The sequence below is a fragment of the Acinetobacter sp. 129952 genome (assembly GCF_056642055.1).
Window position 1 is genome coordinate 342,726 of sequence record NZ_JBWVSU010000001.1, and the last position, 21,531, is coordinate 364,256.

Below are 21,531 nucleotides of genomic sequence, written 5' to 3' on the forward strand. Positions count from 1 at the left end.
TCAATCAATTTGAAGCATTTAGATTCAAAAAATCATTCATTTATTTTTATCCTGCCTAGCTTTGCTGCAAAGTTGGCCATTTATTAAGCTATTTTTTAATCAATTAAACCGGATTTAAAATTCAATTAATTGCTTTTATTTATAATTCCACCTGTGAAATTCAGCTTGGTAAAAACGATGTAAGTTATGAGATTTATATAGTTTTAAGCATATTCACCTTAATCTCTCACTATTTTCGCTCGCATTTCTTGCTACGAAAAAACGCTTACAAATGCCCCAGGCAGTCTATTTTTTTCTGCACCTCTGCATCAATTTGACTTATTATAGAGGTTTGATGCTGTGATTTTACTGAACTTTTTATACTGAGCGAATATGACTAAACCGCTGTGCGGCCGCCATTTTTTCATCCATAAGTATAATTGACAAAATTTCAGTACTCACTAATCTTATAGCAAATTTTTGATCCGTCCGTTTTGTGCATTAAAAGATTGATAGACAAAGCGGATATACATTCACCAGGACAGGAGATCTATTGAATGTCTGAAGCAACTGGCAAGAAAGCCGTTTTACAGCTTGATGGCAAAGAAATTGAACTACCAATTTACAGCGGCACATTGGGCCCAGATGTAATCGACGTTAAAGATGTGTTGGCTGCAGGTCACTTTACTTTTGATCCTGGTTTTATGGCGACAGCTGCGTGCGAGTCTAAAATCACGTTCATCGATGGTAACAAAGGTGTACTTTTACACCGCGGCTACCCAATCGATCAATTGGCGACTAAAGCTGATTACCTGGAAACTTGCTATTTATTGTTAAATGGCGAACTTCCAACTGCTGAGCAAAAAGAAGAATTTGACGCTAAAGTACGTAACCATACGATGGTTCACGATCAAGTTAGCCGTTTCTACAATGGTTTCCGTCGTGATGCGCATCCTATGGCGATCATGGTAGGTGTGGTTGGTGCGTTGTCTGCGTTCTATCACAACAACCTTGACATCGAAGATGTGAACCACCGTGAAATCACTGCGATTCGTTTAATCGCGAAGATTCCTACGCTGGCGGCTTGGAGCTACAAGTACACCATTGGTCAACCATTCGTTTACCCACGTAATGACCTTGGTTATGCAGAAAACTTCCTGCACATGATGTTTGCTACTCCTGCAGATCGTGATTACAAAGTTGATCCGATCCTTGCAAAAGCAATGGACCGTATCTTCACGCTTCATGCTGACCACGAACAAAATGCTTCTACGTCTACCGTACGTTTAGCTGGTTCTACTGGTGCTAACCCGTATGCATGTATCGCTGCTGGTATCTCTGCACTTTGGGGTCCTGCTCATGGCGGCGCGAACGAAGCTGTTCTTAAGATGCTTGACGAAATCGGCACTGTAGAAAACGTTGCTGGCTTCATGGAAAAAGTGAAGACTAAAGAAGTTAAACTGATGGGCTTTGGTCACCGAGTTTACAAAAACTTCGATCCACGCGCGAAAGTAATGAAAGAAACTTGTGACGAAGTTCTTGGTGCACTTGGCATCAATGATCCACAGCTTGCATTGGCTATGGAACTTGAACGTATCGCACTTTCTGACGAATACTTCATCAAGCGTAACCTTTACCCGAACGTAGACTTCTACTCAGGTATCATCCTTAAAGCGATTGGTATCCCGACTGAAATGTTTACTGTGATCTTCGCGCTTGCACGTACTGTTGGCTGGATCAGCCACTGGTTAGAAATGCACAGCGGTCCTTACAAGATCGGTCGTCCTCGTCAACTTTACACTGGCGAAGTTCAACGCGATATCGTTCGTTAATTCGAACCGCGTCGAAAGACTCAAGAAAACCACCCACCCGGGTGGTTTTTTTAGCACTGACAAAAGCCTACAAAAAGTTGATCTGAAACGTTTTAAAATGAATATATGAAAATTATATTCACGGATTAAGTCACCTAAAAACAGGACGTATATTGAATGCTGTTGTATTTTCTGCCCTTTATTTTGAGACTGGTTCGTTTTGAACAGTTTAAGTGCCGCAGTTTAACGTCTGGTGAAATCAAAATTTCCCAACGAGTATTTGGCAACCTGATCGATTATTCCCGCGTTAAAATCATGAATCACCCCTACCTGCCCTGGCAATCCAAACATGTCATTATGGCGCCCAGTGGCTACATCCATGTACGCAATTTAAATTATCGGGAAGATTATTCGCGCGAGAGTTTATCTTATCAGGCACTATTTATTCATGAGATGGCGCATATTTATCAGCACCAATGTCAGATCAATGTGCTTTTAAAAGGGGCATTTTTACAAAGTGCTTATTTTCTCAGCTTGGGAAAATATAATCCGTACAAATATCAATTTAATCCCAACAAATCATTTTCAACCTACAATATTGAACAACAAGGCGATATTGCCCGGGATATTTTTCTAAAAAAAATTCCGAATATTATTTTAAATCCAAAAATAAACAGATGATATTTAATCAGTTTAATTCCAAACAATATAGCTAAAGCATATTTTAAAAGCCAAAATTTAGATTTCAGTCTTTAAATCTACATAAGCCTAGATGCATAAAAAATCAGCATATTTTCTAATTTTATATAATAACTTTTTTCACTCAATGCCTGTTCTGCTAAATCAACTCTAGCTTATCGATAAAATTTCGATAAAATAGGCCGGTATGATTATTTTGCATCGCAGATTAAGATTCAATGATCATGCGATAAAAAGTTTTTTTATTTAAGCCATTTGGCATTTTATGAATATCGAAGTGCACTCAACTGAATAATTAGAATTATAAAAATCAGTAATTTAGTGTATCAACCTATAGGAATAGGATTTACTTGGAATGAAAAGTTTTAAAATTGCGATTGCTCAATTCTCTCCACATGTGGGCAATCTGGATGCAAATACGCAAAAAATGATTGATCTGGCCAATCAGGCTAAAAAAGATAAAGCGGATCTGATTATCTTTCCTGAACTTTCAACATTGGGCTATCCTGCAGAAGACTTATTAATTCGCCCAAGTCTGGTGAAACGCACCAAAGCGGCTTTTGAAAAACTAACTGAAGTAAAAGATATTGTCATGGTCTTTGGTTTTGTTAATCAAACTGAAGATGGTCAGCGTTATAACTCGGCTGCTGTCATGAAAGATGGCGAAGTACTGGGTGTTTATAACAAACAAGTGTTGCCAAACTATGGTGTATTTGATGAAAAGCGTTATTTTGGCGAAGGTCATCAGCATCTGGTATTTGAGTATCTTGGACATAAATTTGGCGTACTGATCTGTGAAGATGTCTGGTCTTTGGCCACTGTTCAGCAACTGGCAAAATTGAATATCGACACGGCTTTGGTGCTGAATGCATCGCCATATGAAGTGGGTAAACCACAACATCGTATTGAAACCATGGCGGCCTTGGTCAAACAGCTAAATATCAATCTAGTGTACTGCAACCAGGTCGGTGGCCAAGATGACCTGATCTTTGACGGTACCAGCTTTGTGCTCAACAAATCTGGCGAGGTGGCTTTACAGGCACCCACTTTCCAGGAAAATCTGGCAATTGCAGAATTTAATGCTGAACAACTGCAATTCAGCAAAGGTGCAATTGCACCTGCTTTAGACACCATGGCTGAGATTTATCAAAGCCTGGTCATGGCCACACGTGATTATGTACAGCGTTCTGGCTTCCCAGGTGTGATTCTGGGCCTGTCTGGCGGGATTGACTCTGCCCTGACCCTGGCGATTGCTGTAGATGCGCTTGGTGCAGATAAAGTTCAAGCCGTGATGATGCCTTATACCTATACCGCACAAATCAGTGTGGAAGATGCAGCGGCTCAAGCCAAAAATATGGGCGTGACTTTCGGTATTGCCGAAATCAATCCAGTGGTAAGCGGCTTTATGCAGGTGCTATTCCCGTTCTTTGGCAACGCTCCAGTCGATGCTACCGAGGAAAACCTGCAAGCACGTTCACGGGGCACCTTATTGATGGCCCTATCTAACAAATTCGGTAATCTGGTGCTGGCAACCGGTAATAAGTCTGAACTAGCTGTCGGTTATTGCACCCTGTATGGCGATATGGTCGGTGGTTATGCAGTTCTGAAAGATGTGTATAAAACTATTGTGTTTGAACTGGCGAAATATCGTAACAGCATTTCAGAAACTCCAGTGATTCCGGAACGTGTGATTACCCGTCCACCTTCAGCAGAACTGCGTCCAGATCAGGTCGATCAAGACTCTTTACCTGCCTATGACATTCTAGATGCGATCTTGTACTCTTATATTGAAGAAGATATGAGTCAAGACGATATCATTGCCAAAGGCTTTGATGCTGAAGTCGTGAAAAAAGTGATTCGTCTGGTTGATATCAATGAGTACAAGCGCCGCCAAGGTGCCATTGGGCCACGTATCAGTTCACGTTCTTATGGCCGTGAGCGTCGTTATCCAATCGTGAATGGCTGGAAAGCAGGTAGCTAAATTCTGCTCTCAATGATGTAAATCAGAATCGTCCAAGTCAATGCTTGGGCGATTTTTTTATGCGGCAGTAAAATGAAGAATAGCCCCAACATCAAGAAGGAAAAATAATGTTTTGTGGAAACTAAAAATTAGTGGATGCTTCAAATATTTTTTTGTGGTTTGCAGTGCTTTTTAAAAGACAAAAAAAGAGACCAAGCTGAGAGCTTGGTCTTTTAAAATGGTGGCTATGACGAGACTTGAACTTGTGACCCCCGCATTATGAGTGCGGTGCTCTAACCAACTGAGCTACATAGCCGTAAACTGTGTGCGCATTATCGTAATTTCAGCTTCTATCGTCAAGCATTTTAAAACACAAATGCTCAGTCTTTATTCAAATACGAAATAAACTTTTAAATTTTAAACAAAAAAGTTTTTTTAGTATGTAATTCACGCATTCATAGCACCATTTAATTCTTCGAGGATTCTTTAGATGTATAAAATCAAAATATTTATTTTACTCATTGGTCTTTCAAGCCTGAGTGCCTGCCAGATCATCTCACCTATTTTCATAGATTATAATGGCGTCAGACGTGATGTGGCACAGTGGATTAATCAGCAGCAACTGATGAGCATGCAGCAAAAACGATCTTTGGCACAACTCAGCAGAGCACAGCAGAAAATCGAGCCCTATCCGGAATATGAGCAGAGTCAACGACTGGCGGTAACCCGGGAAAATCAGATTGCATTACATTGTGCGCGTTTACATGTGACAGAACATAAAATCCGGCAGCTACAGCAAAAAATTTATGCAGGTGAAACTCAAACAATTTTAAATCGTTATGAACAGCTGTCACCGCAAATAAAATTAGACCCGACCTCTATTCGATGTGATTAATCACTGTCTTAAGCTATCACATTAATTACATATAAATTATTAACTTAGGCTAAATAAACAACTCGGTTCAATAGCTCTAAACAGGTGCTTTATTCTTTAATCTATTAGACATTATACCTATGTATTTACTTGGTTTTATTTTTATACAATACAGGCTATGATCAAAGTATAAACAACTATTCGTACCCGGTTTAACGCGTCATAATTTTATAACTCTAAATTCCCCTTAGGAGAATTCTAATGCCTTTTGAACATATTTTAGTACCTGTTGACGGTTCAGAAACATCGTATGCTGCAGTGGATAAAGCTGTAGAAATTGCCAAAGCATTTAACAGTAAAGTCACAGTGGTTCAAGTGCTGGCACTGGACCCTTATATCGCTGCGGAATATATCTCTGCGGCACAAACCAATGACCTGATTGAACGTGCCCGTACTTCCATCCTGAAAACGCTGGATGAAGCCAAAGCAAAATTCTCTGGTGCCGGTGTTGAAGTGGATACACAGCTCCTTGAGGGTCAGGTAATTTATAGCGAGATTGTCAAAGCAGCTAAAGATTTAAATTCTGACCTGATCGTGATTGGTTCCCATGGTCGCACGGGCTTCAAAAAGCTGTTCCTTGGCAGCGTAGCGCAAAGCATTCTCGGCCAAGCGGATATTCCAGTAATGGTGATTCGCAACTAAATTATCTTTAAAATCCCCACTTTTCACCAAGTGGGGATTTTTTTTTATATCTCGACCAGACCATCCCATTGATAGCGTTTTAAATCCAAGCGATCACCTTTAAGAAAAATTCCTTCCTGCATGAGTTTTTGCTGCTGGATATTCTGGCCATGTTCGTCCAGTTGCTTCACACTGATTTTCGCCTGGGCATTGATCACCCGATACCAAGGAATATCAGTGTCCGAATCTAGATGACTTAATACCCGTCCGACCAATCGCGCATGTTTGGGTAAACCTGCCAGTCTAGCAATCTGTCCGTAGGTGGCGACTTTGGCATACGGAATCTGATTGACCACAGCCAAAATCATTTCTGCCATTTCCTGACTGGCTGAACTTGTCTGGGTCATTTTCATCTCATTAATAGCTTATTTAAATCAAAAATCACAATCCACCCCCAGTAAAAAAGCTATAGGAGAGTGATTAAGCCTGATGAAATACGCTGATTCAAGCTCTCATCTCACTATAAAAACCAATCTAACAGTCTCTTGATCTTCTAAGTTTTATCTTTAGAAATTATCCGGATTTTCCAGTCTTTTTACTTCCTGAACTTTATCTGGATGATGCACCGTGGCAACGCCATCTGCATCTTTCTGATCAATCAGAATTTCTGGCTGAAAGATAGTAATAGTCTCATTTCCTTTGGCATCTTCTCCAACAATATAGCGAAAACCCTTACGATTCATTTTATGACACATGCGTTGATACCAGCCTTTAAAGCCCTGCGTCTCTTCATTGGGATTATAATAAAACGCATTCATCACCGCAGGCAGGCCCAAGCCACATACCACACCGGACAATAGCACTACAATAAAGGTATAGCCCACCAGAATACTGCTATAGGCTTCCAGCTGAGGAACATTGGCGACCGCCAGAATTAAGGCCAAAGAAATCCCGCCCCGTACTCCGCCCCAAGACAGGATGGTCAAACTGCCGTTATAGCTTTTCTTGCTGACTTTTGGGAACATGGCAAAGGCCAGATAGTTGGCTGCAAAACGGGCCAGATGTAGAATCACAAAAGCCACCATTCCGCCCAGAACCAGACTGGTACTCAAGTCCAGAATAAACAATTCCAGACCGATCAGGGTAAACAGGAATGAATTGATAATTCCCTCAACCGTATGCCAGAAATGATTAACGTCACCAATTTCAGCATCTGCCAGGATTTCTTTCCATTTATTGCCAACAATCAAACCACCAATCACACAGGCAATTGGCGCGGAAGCATGTGCCAGCAAAGCCACCAGATAGGAACCACAAGCCAGCAAGGCCGTGGTCAAAATCAGAGATTCCATTTCATGCTTACCGCGCAAAATCCGCAAGATCGCAAAACCGAATCCGAGACCAATCAGCACCGCCACGACAATTTCATAAAGCAAGGTTTGCAGCACTGCCAGTACCGTAAAGTTTTCACCTTGCAGAACATTGAGCAAGGTCATAAATAAGGCAATACACATTGCATCATTAAAAAGCGATTCGCCTTCCAATTTAACGATCAAATGATGCGGTGCGCGAACCGAACTCAATACTCCTTTGATGCCGATCGGATCTGTGGCGCCCAAGGCCGCCCCTAGCAAGAGCAAAACCAGCAGGTCAACATGCTTACCAATCAGGAACTGATAACCATACAACACCACACCAAAGAACACTGCACAGAACACCAAAGCCAGACCAGCCAAAATACTGATCGGCCGCCAGTGGTTACGCAAATCTGAGACCTTAAATTTCAGCGCAGATGAAGTCAGGATAAAACAGATCACACCATTGATCAGAAAGTCATAGAAATCGACGTGACGAACAGCCTGCTCGATATTGTCAATATTGATGCTAAAGAATGGATTACCATGCAGTAAACTGGCGCCCCACTGCAAAATAAAAACAAAGATTGCAGAGACAATAGGGACACCGATCGCTTGCGGAAAGCCTAAAACGCGCTTATTAAACATGGTCGTGGCAATAGACAGAGCAAAGACCACCGTGAGTAGCTGAAGAAAAAAGAAATTTCCCATTCGGTTTCCTAAAATCGGGCGAGATGGAGCACTATGCGCCGAGAGGCGTTGTTAAAATAGAGATTTGAATAGCAAGCTATTCTGGCAAAACAAGTTTAGTCCGTTTTTTATCGAATTGAGTTAAGTTTCTTTTCAGTATTTTCGAATGATGATTTAACATACAGGTCAGCACTCGGCTTTTGCTTCCACATTTTTCTATTTTGAATTTTTCTCCCATGCATCAAACTGTCAAAACCATTTTTCGTCTCTGTTTTGCCAGCGTGATTTTTCTGATCACGTTGTCCTTATGTTTTACCTGCTTTGCTAAAATTCAGGAAATTCTGCAAGCAGAACAGCATTATCAGCAAGCCACCAGCATTCCCTTAAAAAGTATAGCCGGCGAGCAGTATGTATTGGTGTCCAATAACCAGCGACCAGACAATGCAATTTTTATTCTGATTGCAGGAAATGGTTATGTGGCCAAAATCAATTGTGAGCATTACAGCGCTTTATGTAACGATGAAGACAATCAATCGCATACCCGACAAATCCAGAGCGTTGACTTAATTAAAGCGGGAAATCTGTTTTATATTGAAAAAATCCAGTTCAGAGATAGCCGGACTGGCAAAGCAACTGCCTTCGAATATAGCAAACAAGACATTCTGCAGTTTTATCAGAATGACATCAGCAACCTCAAATATACGGTCTTTGCAATTGCCCTGTTTGCTTTGGCTGCGTTATTTGTCAGTATCAAGATATTAAGAAACTTCCGACGTTTTCTGCATAAATAAAAAAAGGAGCATCTGCTCCTTTTTTTATCGAAGTCATTTAAATATTTTGATTAAAGGTATCACAATTCGCAACCTGACCAGATTTCAAGCCGGTATTAAACCACTGCACCCGCTGCGCGCTGCTGCCATGAGTAAAGCTGTCCGGCACCACCTGCCCGCGAGCACGTTTCTGTAAATAGTCATCGCCAATTTTATGGGCGGCATCCATCGCTTCCTGCACATCGCCCTGTTCCAGAAATTGGGTCCGTTCATGATTATGGTACGCCCAGACCCCGGCCAGACAGTCTGCCTGCAATTCCTGACGCACTGAAAGCTGATTACTTTGCACTTCGCTTGCTTGCTGACGTGCTTGCTGTACTTGAGAAGAAATACCTAAAATCGTCTGGATATGATGCCCCACTTCATGGGCCACGACATAGGCCAGCGCAAAATCCCCCGCCTGATCATTACGAGAAAGTTCAGTCGCATTCTGTTCTCCAGTGATGCCCATTTGACTGCGCATATCTTTAAAGAATGCCGTATCGATATACACTTTCTGGTCTGTCGGACAGTAGAAAGGTCCCATCGCCGCCTGAGCCGTACCACAACCAGAATTCACAATGCCATTGAACAACACCAGTTTCGGTGGGACATACTGCTGATTTAACTGCTGCTGAAACACCTGATTCCAGGTATCTTCAGTATCTGCCAATACAGTTCCAACAAAATCAATCGACTCCTGCTGTTCTGGCGTGGGATTTTCCAGGCCACGTGTTTCTGCCGCACCCGATACCCCCTGAGTGACCTGCTTGGTGGTTTGATAAGCCTGTTGTGGATCGACACCGAAAAACTTCCAGGCCACAAAGGCCACAATCAATCCAACAATACTGATTCCGCCAGCTTTGGCACCACCACCACGACGGTCTTCTACATTGCTACTGACACGACGACCTTTCCAACGCATAGTCTTTTCCTTTTCTTAATCTGCTTAATATCCAGATATTTCCACACCTTAAGCTTTTGATGATTTAGGCCAGATTTTCTTAATCAGGCTGATGACCAGCATGACCAGCAGACCCGCTAAAATTCCTACTGCGAAATTAATCAAGGTCGGTGTTACGGCACCGACAATGTTGCCAATGCTGGGAATATCCTGCACATAGGCAACACTGTCTTCAGTAAAGTGATGAATAAAAGGAATTGCATGGTTAATAATTCCACCGCCCACCAGAAACATCGCAGCGGTCCCAACAATGGAGAGAATTTTCATTAAGATCGGGGCAAATGCCAACAAGCCACGTCCTATTTTTTGTTTAAAATCGGACTGCTGTTCAGTCAGATGCAGACCGATATCATCCAGTTTGACAATCAGCGCAACAAAACCATAAACACCAATGGTCATCACCACCGCGATCAGGCTTAAAACAGTCACTTTGGTCAGCATCGAGGCTGCGGCGACCGTTCCCAAAGTAATCACGATAATTTCAGCAGACAGAATAAAGTCAGTGCGAATAGCACCTTTGACTTTTTCATTTTCAAACTGGTGCAAATCCATTTCTGTATGAATCAATTGCTCACGCGCCTGTTCCGCGTCCTTGGCCTTCGGTGTATGCAAGGTATGAATAATTTTTTCCACGCCTTCATAACATAGGAACAAACCACCCAGCACCAACAAGGGATTAATCAGCCAGCCTGCAATAAAGCTGATTAATAATGCCAGCGGCACCAAAATCAGTTTATTAACAAAAGAACCTTTGGCAACTTTCCAGACCACCGGTAATTCACGATCAGCCCGCACACCTGTCACTTGCTGCGCATTTAAAGCCAGATCATCACCAAGGACGCCTGCTGTTTTTTTTGCTGCCATTTTGCTCATGACAGCGACATCATCCAGAACAGTAGCAATATCATCTAATAATAGTAATAAACTGCTCGCCATACTTATTATCCTTATCTTCTTTCCACCTAGTTTAATCAAAATTCTTAAAAATATTGTATTCACTTGTTTAATTTATAAGATTTTTTTACGACAGCTTTTTTTCTGGCTGACAATCAAAAACAGAATGCCGTACAATGTTGCCATTCGTTAAAATACAGCTGTAGTACTGACTACCCTTTGGAATAGATAATGAGTAATCAAGATAATCGTCCAGTGATCTTGACGGGCGACCGTCCTACCGGACAACTCCACCTCGGCCACTTTGTGGGTTCATTACGCTCTCGTGTAGGTCTGCAAGATTCTCACCATCAACACTTGTTACTCGCTGATGCTCAAGCCCTGACCGATAATGCGGACAATTTTGAAAAAGTACGTCGTAACATTATTGAAGTGGCGACGGATTATCTGGCTGTCGGTATTGATCCAACTAAAACCACAATTTGTGTGCAGTCATGCCTGCCAGCACTAAATGAACTGACCATGCTTTACCTCAATTTCGTGACGGTTTCACGTCTTGAGCGTAACCCAACGATCAAATCTGAAATCCAGATGCGTGGTTTTGAGCGTGATATTCCAGCCGGTTTCTTGTGCTACCCGGTGGCTCAAGCTGCTGACATTACGGCATTCAAGGCCACTGTAGTTCCTGTGGGTGAAGATCAGATTCCAATGATCGAACAGACCAACGAAATCGTGCGTCGTTTAAACCGTCAAATTGGTCATGACCTGTTACCAGAATGTAAGGCACTACTTTCCAATGTTGGTCGCCTACCTGGTTTTGATGGTAAAGCAAAAATGTCGAAATCTTTGGGCAATACCATTGTGCTAGATGCAACAGATAAAGATATTAAGAAAGCCGTCAATGCAATGTATACCGATCCGAATCATCTGCGTATTGAAGATCCAGGTCAGGTCGAAGGCAATGTGGTATTCACTTATCTAGATGCCTTTGACCCAAATAAAGAAGAGCTGGAAGAGCTCAAAGCCCATTATCGTCGTGGTGGTTTAGGCGATGGTACAGTGAAAAAACGTCTGGAAAGTATTTTAAAAGAATTGATCGGCCCAATTCGTGAGCGTCGTATTGAACTGGCTAAAGATCCCGATTACATCATGGATATCCTGAAAACCGGTACGGATAAATGTCGCGATATTACCCAGGCGACACTGGATGAAGTTAAATCTGGCCTCGGTGTATTCCATTTTTAATTAGAAAAAATTGCTCTTAAAAGCTCTTCTGATGAAGAGCTTTTTTGTTTAAGCTAAAATTGCGCAAAAATGATGCAAATATCCCCACATAATCTTCATAGTTTTAACCTTATTTAACATGTATTAACATGAATACTGATGAGTCATATGAGAATGCATCCTATTATGATTGTATTCAGTAAGGAATCAGATTTAACTCTCTCCACAGTTAATGAAGTAGTTTGAAAGACATTCCTTTTTCTACGCAGTGACAACCCCAATCATTGCGTTTTTTTTGTTTATAGTTTTTCAAAATGCTAAAAAAATCCTGCGTTTAAGCAGGATTTAATCATGGCTAAGAATTAATAACTGAACAAGCCTTTTTCTAATGGTATTTCGATACCTAAAGAAACTCCGCTATCTCGACCATTCACCTTTGAATCACCGACCCATGCATTAATTTTAAGCGGCATTTCTGGACGTATATAATGTGACCAGGTCAAATCCAGTGCTTTAATCTCATCATTAAAAGCAAAAGCAGCATTATTAACAGCGGCAAGTTCTGATTGATTCACATCAGCAAAAAGTATACGCCCTGATAAGCGGTTCATAAAATCAATACGAATATCTCCACCCACGGAAATCATCTGCGCATCGCCACCTAAAGCATGTGCTAGAGGATAACCATGCTGATAAAAACCGTCTGTATAATTCGTATGGTTGTAGGAAATGCCTTGAACCTTGCCATTAGTCCGCGTATCTGCCCATTCTGTGTAGAGCTGATATGGCATATTTTTTACAGTGGAAGAATAGTCAATGCCGGCAAGATACATTTTTTTTGCAGGTAAGCCCCCAGCCTCATCCTCTCCTACATATTGAGCATATAAACCTACCGGAATTTGGGTAAGAGAAAATAAATTTAACCGCGCATCGAAGCCGGCAATCTGGTTAGATGGGTCTGGTTCACCTGTACCCCCATTATCTTTACTACCTACAAAAGCATCCCATAGCGAACTTAAACTTTCAGGTCGCCCTTCACCACCCCACTGAATCGCACGCGAGGCACCAAGCTCTAAATAAGGTAAAGGCTGTGCTGTAACACGCAAACCAATCAATTTGGCGTCTGGAACTGCGCTATAGTCATCGAGTTGACCGGCAAAAGCCTGATATTGCCACGGCCCAATCCAAGATAACCATTTATTTTCAAATGCTGTCTGTTCTGCACGTTGAACTGTAAAGCCATAGACTGGACGACTGGCATCACCACGCATCAAGCTGCCATCATGGCCTGGCCCCCAATAAGTTGGAATCTGCCCAGCAATCAACCATTGATTCCAAAGTTTCCCCGCCAGATAAGAACCTTCGAGATTTACATCCTGATCATTATCAATTTGTGGATCTTTTTCAGCATTCACCCTGATTTTGGCATCCCAATTCGTACTGCCAGCATTAAACTCTAAAGCTGCCTGATATTGTGCTTTTTGCTGATCCCCGAAAGTCTGTGGAATATTTTTTTGATCGGTTTCTGCAAATACACCCAATTTTAGCAGTTGATTATCTGCCTTTAGTTTAGCCAGAACCGAATCGATTACACGCTGCTGTACAGTATTGCTGATCTGCGCATTTGTTAAGGCTCGTTGAATTTCATCCCCACTCAGCGGCCAGGTTGAGGTACTGATTTGAATAACCCCTTGCTGGTTTAACCAGTTCAGGTCAGTACGCAAATTTGCATCATTTAGAACCAGGCCCTGAGCAAAAGCAGGAAGAGCAAGCGTAGTCAGCAACACACTCAATAATGTTTTTTTTAGCAACATGGGATGAATATTCTCAAGTTTATTTTCTGCTTCACCTTAATCGCTCCTATGTTAATTTTCAACGATTAAACTGTTGTTTTTTACTCAAGCTTTCAGATGTATCGATAAAAAATAACCCACACAATGGTGGGTTATTTTGAATTCAGCATTTAAGCATTTTTATGACGCATATGCGGGAACAAGATCACATCGCGGATACTTGCTGCATTGGCAAAGATCATCACCAGACGGTCAATACCAATACCCTCACCTGCTGTTGGAGGAAGACCGTATTCCAATGCTTCTACAAAGTCTGCATCGTAATGCATAGCTTCATCATCACCAGCATCTTTTTCAGCAACCTGTGCCTGGAATCGTTCAGCCTGATCGATTGGATCATTTAATTCCGAGAAGCCATTTGCCAACTCACGGCCACCGATGAAGAATTCAAAACGGTCGGTAATGTGTGGATTGTGATCATTACGGCGTGCCAATGGAGAAGTTTCCGCTGGATATTCAGTAATGAACGTCGGCTGACGCAATTTGGTTTCTACGGTTTCTTCAAATACCATGGTTTGCAGTTTGCCCAGACCAAAACCTGGTTTCACTTGCTCTTTCAATTCTTCCTGAAGGAATTTTGCCAGGAACTCACGGTCATTGACATTTTCAGGAGTAAATTGCGGGTTATTTTCCAGAATCGCATCGAACATTGAAATTTTCTTGAATGGCCCTTTGAAGCTATATACTTCATCGCCATAAGGCACGTCAGTCGTACCCAAGATATCAATCGCCAGACGCTCCAGCATTTGCTCGGTCAATTCCATCAAGTCTTTGTAATCTGCATAAGCCTGATAGAATTCGATCATGGTGAATTCAGGGTTGTGACGGGTAGAAACACCTTCGTTACGGAAGTTACGGTTAATTTCAAACACACGTTCAAAACCGCCGACCACCAAACGCTTTAAGTAAAGCTCTGGCGCAATACGCAGGAACAGCGACATGTCCAGTGCATTATGATGTGTTTCAAAAGGACGTGCTGATGCACCACCTGGAATCACATGCATCATTGGCGTTTCAACTTCCATATAGCGCTTTTCAGTCAGGAAGGCACGGATACCCGCCACAACTTTGGCACGAATTTCAAAAGTTTTACGTGTTTCTTCATTAACGATCAGGTCAAGATAACGTTTACGATACTTCACTTCAGTATCGTTCAGACCATGGAACTTGTCTGGAAGTGGACGCAATGATTTGGTCAGTAATTCAAAATGTTCGATATGTACATACAAATCGCCTTTACCCGAACGACCGATATAACCTCCGACTGCAATGATATCGCCAAGGTCCAGACCTTTAATAGTAGCCAGTACATCTTCAGCGAGTTCTTTACGCGCAACATAAAGCTGGATACGACCTGTCATGTCCTGGATCACGATAAATGAACCACGGTTCAACATTACACGACCGGCAACTTTGACGTAGACCTTTTCGCCTGCTTCAATTTCTTCTTTAGATTTATCAGCGAACTGGTCTTGTAAATCCTGGGCATAATGCTCACGCTTAAAGGTATTCGGCCATGGGCTCTTACCTGTTTCTTGTGCCTGAGCTTCGATTTGCTTTAACTTGGCATGACGCTGTGCAATTAAATCGTTTTCGGAAATGATTTGTTCAGAAGTCGATTGAGCGTTATTTTGCGTCATCTCTGCCTCGAATAAGATTAGTTAAAAAATAGAAGTTGCATAGAATAGCAGAAATCCTTCTCAAATCGTAGCGCAAACACTCTCAGGAACCGGCTTTTCTTTGGAAAAATCCACTATCTTGCTATTTACACCATTCGGTTCAGCCCGTCTGTCACTCTTTTAAATTCCCTTTCTTCAAACTTATTGCAGCACCCAGCTGCTCTCAGTTGGGATTAAAGTCTAAACCAGACAAGTCTTATATAAATTCATTGCACTGCAAAACTTCGGCTTAGACCAATAGCTAACTGCCTTGTATACCCAGACGTTCTACAATGACACTCAGCTTCAAGATGATGTGCCAATCAACAAATAACCAATATGGCATGTCCCATAAAAATGAGTAATGTACTATGTCTAAGATTTTGTTTATACATGGCTTAGATTCCTCCAGAGAATCCACCAAGTTCCATGCCATTGATGTGGTACACAAGTACTGTATCGATGTCGATTACCGAAATCTGAGCTATAGTTCGGTCGCCGAGTTTTATCATGAGATGATTGAAACCATCAAACCAGATATTCTGGTCGGCCACAGTCTTGGCGGTTATTGGGCACTGAAAATGTCACAGGCGTATCAAATTCCCTGTGTAGTGGCTAATCCCATTTTGCAGCCTAACTTCCGCGATGATTATCCGCCGATTGGGCATCACGATTTACAGCATGACATTCCTCAATTTGCCTATCTGGAGCTGGGCGATGAAATTCTGGATATGCATGCGGTTCAGACACAACTTGAAGACTATATGCAAATTCAGGCAGTTGATGGCGGCCATCATCGTCTGGAACATCCTGAGCAAATTAATACACTGATTCAGGAAATCGAAGATCATTTTATCAGGCAATAAAAAAGCCCCACAATTTTGGGGCTTTTTTTAAATGTATAACTTAAGCAACTGCCGCTTCAGGCTGAGATTTGTCATCCAGCACTGACCAGATATCCAGGCCTAATTCAGCATGCAGGTCAGGAAGATCAAGGAAGATACTTGCACCAAGTACTTCATGTTGACATTTTTGAGCCAGTTCATTCACTGCTTTTAAGGTTCCGCCACTTGCCAGAACATCATCCACAATAATTACTTTCTGGGACTGAACGTTCGCAGACATTTCTAAACGATCCAGACCATATTCCAGGCTATAACCCACACCGACCACTGGAGGTGGCAATTTACCTGCTTTACGCACCAACAATAAGCCTTTGCCTGTACGTTGTGCCAACAAGCTTGCCAACACAAAACCACGCGCTTCAACCGCAATAAAGCTTTCTACTTCTGCCAGTTTGTCAGCAGGAATGCTGGCAATCAAAGCGTCAGTCAATGGACCAATATTGCTCATGAAAAGTGGGGTCAAATCAAAGAAGCAAATTCCTGGTTTTGGAAAATCTTGGACCGTACGAATGTGAGACCACAAAGAAGTAGACAAATTGCTCATGGGAGATCTTAAAAAAAGAAAAGGAATATGGGAATTTTAAACCTATTTGAGTAGAGCGGACAAGCCAAGCTGCCTAATAAAAACCCGACGTTTAATTACAAGATATTGATTTTATTATATTGATTTATTTTAAAAATATTTAATCCGGACTTTACTGATTTTAAATTACCTAAAAACTCAAGTTTTTACTGCACGACTTTGGTCTATCCCACAAGATAAACACTCATTTTTGCCATCCTCAGCTTTTTATCCTTTAACCGCCTACGCCAGAAAAGCTGATTGGCGTGATTTTTAGATAAATGAGGAATGTGTCGTCTATTCTGCTGCTAATTTCGCTGATTAAGCTTTTATTCACTTTACTTTATGAATAGAACTGCGTAAAAATTTAGCCAAATATGTTCACTGTTAAAAAGTCATATTCTTTTAGAGTCTTGCCTTTTATGGATTTTAAGCTGACGCCTACAGTTGCTCAGTTTTGGAGAGTTACATGAGAAAGTTTCAATGCATCGTATGTGGATGGATTTATGACGAGGCAGAAGGTTGGCCTCAAGACGGGATCGTGGCAGGCACCAAATGGGAAGATATCCCAGATGACTGGACCTGTCCAGATTGCGGCGTGTCTAAAATTGATTTCGAAATGATCGAAGTCTAATCACGTCCAGTTAAAGGCCATATCCATATGGTCTTTTTTTATGCCTTTCAATCATTTATACAGCATGGAGCTCTACCATATGGAAACAACTATGCATCCTATCGTCATTATTGGTTCAGGTATGGCGGGTTATGCCGTAGCACGTGAATTTCGTAAACTCAATCCAGAACATGAATTGCTGATGATCTGTGCGGATGATGCGGTCAATTATGCCAAACCGACGCTTTCCAATGCTCTGGCCGGCAATAAAGCGCCTGAACAAATTCCACTAGGCGATGCGGCTAAAATGTCAGCACAGCTGAATATGCGCATTGAACAGCATACCTGGGTCAAAGCCATTCATCCGGAAGATCATCAACTGGTTTTGGAAAAAGATGGCCAGGAAAGCACGCAACATTATAGCAAACTGGTATTAGCCATCGGTGCCAATCCGGTACGTCTGGCGATTGCCGGTGATGCCAGCGATGATATTCATGTCGTCAACAATTTGAGTGACTATAAAGCTTTCCGTAACAATCTGGCAGCACGTGAAGACAAACGTGTAGTGATTTTAGGTGCAGGCCTGATTGGCTGTGAATTTGCCAATGACCTGCAAAATACCGATCATCAAGTCACAGTCATTGATTTAGCTCCTCAGCCGCTTGGCCGTTTATTGCCAGAACATGTTGCCACAGCATTCCAGAAAAACCTTGAAGAAACCGGCATTCACTTTGTCCTGGGCACAACAGTCGAAAAAGTCTCTCGTGCGGACAATGGTGATTATCTGGTCACGCTGGCCAACGGTCAGTCTTTGGTTGCTGATGTAGTGTTATCTGCGGTGGGTTTACAGCCGAATATTTCTTTGGCGAAACAGGCAGACGTACATACCAGTCGCGGAGTGTTAACCACGACACAACTGGAAACCAACCAGGTCGATATTTATGCTGTGGGCGACTGTGCCGAGGTCAATGGAACTTTATTGCCTTATGTTATGCCGATCATGCAACAAGCCCGCGCTTTGGCAAAAACCTTAAATGGTGAACATACTGCCGTGCATTATCCGGCTATGCCAGTGGCAGTTAAAACGCCTGCTGCTCCTTTAACGGTATTGCCTGCTCCGGTTGATGTGAATGTCACCTGGGAAACTGAAGAGTTTGACGATGGCATGCTGGCTAAAGCGTTCGATGCTAACGGCACCTTACGTGGTTTCGTGCTTTTGGGCGCCACTGCAGCCAAACAGCGTCTGGCCTTGACCAAACAGGTTCCTGACTTGATTCCTGCTGCGGTTTAGAGGTTTAATAGCAAGGATATTTTTTAAACGAAATATCCTTTAATTAGGACAGCGACTATGTACAGCGCAGCACAGTTTAATCTTTCCCCATATACCTCGTTTATGCATGAAACCAAGGTTGATCTTGGCAATGGGATCCAGCTACATGTCGAGGTTGGCGGAAATCCGGAACATCCCACCATTTTGCTGATTATGGGTCTGGGTGGGCAAATGCTGTACTGGCCTGACTTTTTCTGCAAGTCACTGATAGACAATGGCTATCACATCATCCGTTTTGATAATCGTGATATTGGTCTGTCTTCAAAAGTCCATCACAAAGGTCCACGCCTGAATACCCTGAAAATGATGAGCCGTTTTGTGCTGGGTCTGGGTAATCAGGGTGCACCTTATGATCTATATGATATGGCCGAAGATGTCAGTCTGCTGATTGAAAAAATGCAGCTGGAACAGGTCTATGTGCTGGGTGCTTCGATGGGCGGTATGATTGCCCAGATTCTGGCCGCGCGTTATCCGGACAAAGTCAAAAAACTGGGCTTACTGTTTACCAGCAATAACCAGCCGATGTTGCCACCGCCCTTCCCTAAGCAACTCTTTAGTTTGATTGACAAACCGGCTTCAACAGATGAAGATGGCATTGTTGATCATAGTTTGAAACTGTTTAAGATCATCGGCTCGCCAGGTTATGTCAATCATCTGGAAGCGGTACAGACCGCCCGTAAATTATATAAGCGAAGTTACTATCCTGCTGGTGTACTTCAACAGTTTTTAGCAATATTATGTACAGGCTCATTGCTGCAACTGGACAAGCAAATCAAACAAGAAACCCTGGTAGTCCATGGTTCTCGAGATCGATTGCTGCCTCCTAGCCATGGCAAGGCCGTTGCGAAAGCAATTTCAGGGGCTAAATTTGAATTAATTGATGGAATGGGGCATGATATCCCACCGCATTTTATTCCATATCTTAGCGAATTATTTGCTGATCATTTTAAATCATAAACATTAGGACACTATGGCTGCATTACCATCCCTAAGACAGCTGTCATACCTCGTAACACTGTCAGAGACGCTACACTTTACAGAAGCTGCTCGCCGCTCCTTTGTCACCCAGTCAACCTTGTCTGGCGGCATCATGGAGCTGGAGCGTTTACTCGGTGGCGTACTTGTTGAACGCGACCGCCAGAATGTTCGTTTAACGCCTCTTGGTGAACAAGTGGTTGCACGCGCACGTGTTCTACTGGCCGATGCTCAGGACCTAATGCGTTTAAGTCGTGAGATGAGTGAACCTTTAACCGGTGATCTACATCTCGGCGTCATTCCAACAATTGCACCTTTCCTATTGTCCCAGCTGCTGGATGAAGTGCATAAGCAATTACCAAAAATCCAGTTGCATCTGCATGAAGCGCAAAGTGAAAAGATTGTAGAAAAGCTGGAACATGGCAACCTGGATATGGTGGCTTTGGCATTGCCTTTCGACACCCGTGGTCTGAAAGTTGCTGAAATTGCCAAAGAGAATCTGTATCTGGTTTACCAAAAATCTGATCAGCATGCTGCACAAGCAAACTCTTTAGAAGATCTGGATCTGTCTCGCCTGATGTTACTTGAAGAAGGTCATTGCCTGCGTGATCATGCCTTGAGTGCCTGCCCGATTGGTGAGCGTAAAAATGATCACCGTTTAAAAGCCAGCTCACTGCCGACTTTAATCGAAATGGTGTCTGCAAATCTGGGCTTTACCCTGCTGCCTGAAATTGCGATCCATACCAATATGATTAAAGGCAATCCTGAGATTCAGGTAAAAGCGATCGATTCAGCCCCAAGTCGTACCCTGGCATTGGTAACCCGTAAAAGCACACCGCTGCAAAGCGAGTTTGATGTGCTATTACAGATTTTCCAGAAAATCACTCAGCACGATGCTGCCTGATCTATAGATAATAAAAAGGAGCACATGTTGCTCCTTTTTTATATCTTGAATTGAATGCATCCAGTCCGCATAGAAACTTAGAATCTCTACATTTCAGCTAAATCACTATTCTTTGGGATAGGCATTTGCATCTGCCTGATTCACAGTATAGCTCTCTATCGCATCTACAGGATCGCGTTTTATTGGCTAGCCTTTTGCCTGCACCGGTTTTAGTGATTCGTTCACCGACTGGACTCGACCTGTCAAAAATCCAGACCGTGCTACAGCAACTCGGCTATCAGCCAGATATGCTGCTGTATGCGGACAATATGCTGTCCGCACAATCCATGATTACTGAACATCTGCCTAATCTGATTCTTTATCATGCAGCAACAACTTCAGAGATCAGTTTGATTCATCAGCTGAAACAGCAAAGCTCAGATACACCTGTTATTGCCATATTCAATACGGATGCCATAGCACTCATCTATTCTGCTTTATTATCCGGAGCAGATAGCTATATGCAGCATCATGATTCATTACCGCAGTTCGCTGAGAGTCTAAAAATTGTCTTACGCGGCGGAGCCTACATTCATACTGAACTGGCAGACTATATCCTGCACCAGCCCAGCGTTAAAGCCTGTCTCAACTTCGCTGAATTACAGTTATTACAAGTAATGAGTCAGCATAAATCGCAAACCGAACGACAAAACTAGCTTCAGATGAAAGATTATCAGATGTATAGTCGGGTCAAACACATCTATCGAAAACTGGTTAAACTCAGCTTGAACAGTTAAATTCTATGTTCGGAA

General features: G+C 42.4%; 19 protein-coding genes, 1 tRNA gene and 1 pseudogene. 13 read left to right on the plus strand and 8 right to left on the minus strand.

Translation table 11 applies throughout. The features are described 5' to 3' along the window. The first annotated feature begins 536 nt into the window (after positions 1-536). The 3 genes from gltA to AC1IR0_RS01690 all read left to right on the plus strand — a co-directional run bounded on the left by gltA (position 537) and on the right by AC1IR0_RS01690 (position 4,470). A complete protein-coding gene (gltA, locus tag AC1IR0_RS01680) occupies positions 537-1,811 on the plus strand; it encodes a citrate synthase (RefSeq protein WP_004279429.1) in 1,275 nt (424 codons plus the stop codon). Between the two features lie 156 nt (positions 1,812-1,967). Then, the gene (locus tag AC1IR0_RS01685; RefSeq protein WP_071850587.1) at positions 1,968-2,471 is read left to right on the plus strand and encodes a hypothetical protein; all 504 of its coding nucleotides are present in this window, start codon (positions 1,968-1,970) and stop codon (positions 2,469-2,471) included. A 373-nt stretch (positions 2,472-2,844) separates the two neighbouring features. Then, positions 2,845-4,470, plus strand: coding sequence for an NAD+ synthase (locus AC1IR0_RS01690; RefSeq protein ID WP_004730268.1), 1,626 nt, complete (start codon positions 2,845-2,847; stop codon positions 4,468-4,470). Between the two features lie 218 nt (positions 4,471-4,688). On the opposite strand, the gene AC1IR0_RS01695 is transcribed toward AC1IR0_RS01690, so the two are convergent. Then, positions 4,689-4,765: transfer RNA gene (locus tag AC1IR0_RS01695), tRNA-Met, on the minus strand. A 174-nt stretch (positions 4,766-4,939) separates the two neighbouring features. Between AC1IR0_RS01695 and AC1IR0_RS01700 the strand changes: the two genes are divergently transcribed. Together AC1IR0_RS01700 and AC1IR0_RS01705 are read left to right on the plus strand one after the other, a co-directional pair. Then, positions 4,940-5,344, plus strand: coding sequence for a hypothetical protein (locus tag AC1IR0_RS01700; RefSeq protein ID WP_114541152.1), 405 nt, complete (start codon positions 4,940-4,942; stop codon positions 5,342-5,344). A 240-nt stretch (positions 5,345-5,584) separates the two neighbouring features. Beyond that, entirely contained in the window at positions 5,585-6,025 is a 441-nt protein-coding gene (locus tag AC1IR0_RS01705; RefSeq protein ID WP_004279425.1) for a universal stress protein, read from the plus strand. 44 nt (positions 6,026-6,069) lie between these two features. On the opposite strand, the gene AC1IR0_RS01710 is transcribed toward AC1IR0_RS01705, so the two are convergent. Then, positions 6,070-6,411 (minus strand): MGMT family protein, encoded by a 342-nt coding sequence (locus AC1IR0_RS01710; RefSeq protein WP_247143320.1) that lies wholly within the window; start codon positions 6,409-6,411, stop codon positions 6,070-6,072. 159 nt (positions 6,412-6,570) lie between these two features. Next, positions 6,571-8,070 carry a cation:proton antiporter gene (locus tag AC1IR0_RS01715; RefSeq protein ID WP_071850584.1) on the minus strand — a complete coding sequence of 500 codons (1,500 nt, stop codon included), beginning with the start codon at positions 8,068-8,070 and terminating at the stop codon, positions 6,571-6,573. A 215-nt stretch (positions 8,071-8,285) separates the two neighbouring features. On the opposite strand from AC1IR0_RS01715, the gene AC1IR0_RS01720 reads away from it, so the two are divergent. After that, entirely contained in the window at positions 8,286-8,840 is a 555-nt protein-coding gene (locus AC1IR0_RS01720) for a hypothetical protein (protein WP_409653360.1), read from the plus strand. Between the two features lie 37 nt (positions 8,841-8,877). On the opposite strand, the gene ypfJ is transcribed toward AC1IR0_RS01720, so the two are convergent. Further along, on the minus strand, positions 8,878-9,783 hold the full coding sequence (ypfJ, locus tag AC1IR0_RS01725) for a KPN_02809 family neutral zinc metallopeptidase (protein ID WP_004646279.1): 906 nt from the start codon (positions 9,781-9,783) through the stop codon (positions 8,878-8,880). A 48-nt stretch (positions 9,784-9,831) separates the two neighbouring features. Further along, positions 9,832-10,758 (minus strand): DUF808 domain-containing protein, encoded by a 927-nt coding sequence (locus tag AC1IR0_RS01730; protein ID WP_004646278.1) that lies wholly within the window; start codon positions 10,756-10,758, stop codon positions 9,832-9,834. A gap of 189 nt (positions 10,759-10,947) precedes the next feature. On the opposite strand from AC1IR0_RS01730, the gene trpS reads away from it, so the two are divergent. Continuing rightward, a complete protein-coding gene (gene trpS, locus AC1IR0_RS01735; RefSeq protein WP_004279419.1) occupies positions 10,948-11,961 on the plus strand; it encodes a tryptophan--tRNA ligase in 1,014 nt (337 codons plus the stop codon). 341 nt (positions 11,962-12,302) lie between these two features. On the opposite strand, the gene AC1IR0_RS01740 is transcribed toward trpS, so the two are convergent. Together AC1IR0_RS01740 and lysS are read right to left on the minus strand one after the other, a co-directional pair. Then, positions 12,303-13,754 carry a capsule assembly Wzi family protein gene (locus AC1IR0_RS01740; protein ID WP_005246966.1) on the minus strand — a complete coding sequence of 484 codons (1,452 nt, stop codon included), beginning with the start codon at positions 13,752-13,754 and terminating at the stop codon, positions 12,303-12,305. Positions 13,755-13,903: 149 nt separating this feature from the next. Beyond that, positions 13,904-15,433, minus strand: a complete 1,530-nt coding sequence (lysS, locus tag AC1IR0_RS01745) for a lysine--tRNA ligase (protein WP_409653364.1) — start codon at positions 15,431-15,433, stop codon at positions 13,904-13,906. A 389-nt stretch (positions 15,434-15,822) separates the two neighbouring features. On the opposite strand from lysS, the gene AC1IR0_RS01750 reads away from it, so the two are divergent. Beyond that, positions 15,823-16,317 (plus strand): YqiA/YcfP family alpha/beta fold hydrolase, encoded by a 495-nt coding sequence (locus tag AC1IR0_RS01750; RefSeq protein WP_004730287.1) that lies wholly within the window; start codon positions 15,823-15,825, stop codon positions 16,315-16,317. 40 nt (positions 16,318-16,357) lie between these two features. Here the strand turns inward: AC1IR0_RS01750 and AC1IR0_RS01755 are convergent, their stop codons facing one another. Further along, positions 16,358-16,900, minus strand: a complete 543-nt coding sequence (locus AC1IR0_RS01755; protein ID WP_184412493.1) for an adenine phosphoribosyltransferase — start codon at positions 16,898-16,900, stop codon at positions 16,358-16,360. 487 nt (positions 16,901-17,387) lie between these two features. Between AC1IR0_RS01755 and rubA the strand changes: the two genes are divergently transcribed. The 5 genes and pseudogenes from rubA to AC1IR0_RS01780 all read left to right on the plus strand — a co-directional run bounded on the left by rubA (position 17,388) and on the right by AC1IR0_RS01780 (position 21,516). Beyond that, positions 17,388-17,552 (plus strand): rubredoxin RubA, encoded by a 165-nt coding sequence (gene rubA, locus AC1IR0_RS01760; protein ID WP_004646274.1) that lies wholly within the window; start codon positions 17,388-17,390, stop codon positions 17,550-17,552. A gap of 91 nt (positions 17,553-17,643) precedes the next feature. Continuing rightward, entirely contained in the window at positions 17,644-18,822 is a 1,179-nt protein-coding gene (rubB, locus tag AC1IR0_RS01765; RefSeq protein ID WP_409653538.1) for a rubredoxin reductase RubB, read from the plus strand. 57 nt (positions 18,823-18,879) lie between these two features. Continuing rightward, positions 18,880-19,818, plus strand: coding sequence for an esterase EstB (gene estB / locus AC1IR0_RS01770; RefSeq protein ID WP_004646272.1), 939 nt, complete (start codon positions 18,880-18,882; stop codon positions 19,816-19,818). 13 nt (positions 19,819-19,831) lie between these two features. Then, positions 19,832-20,740, plus strand: a complete 909-nt coding sequence (gene oxyR / locus AC1IR0_RS01775) for a LysR family transcriptional regulator OxyR (protein ID WP_004279412.1) — start codon at positions 19,832-19,834, stop codon at positions 20,738-20,740. A 182-nt stretch (positions 20,741-20,922) separates the two neighbouring features. Further along, a pseudogene (locus AC1IR0_RS01780) lies at positions 20,923-21,516 on the plus strand (response regulator transcription factor). Positions 21,517-21,531 lie beyond the last annotated feature (15 nt).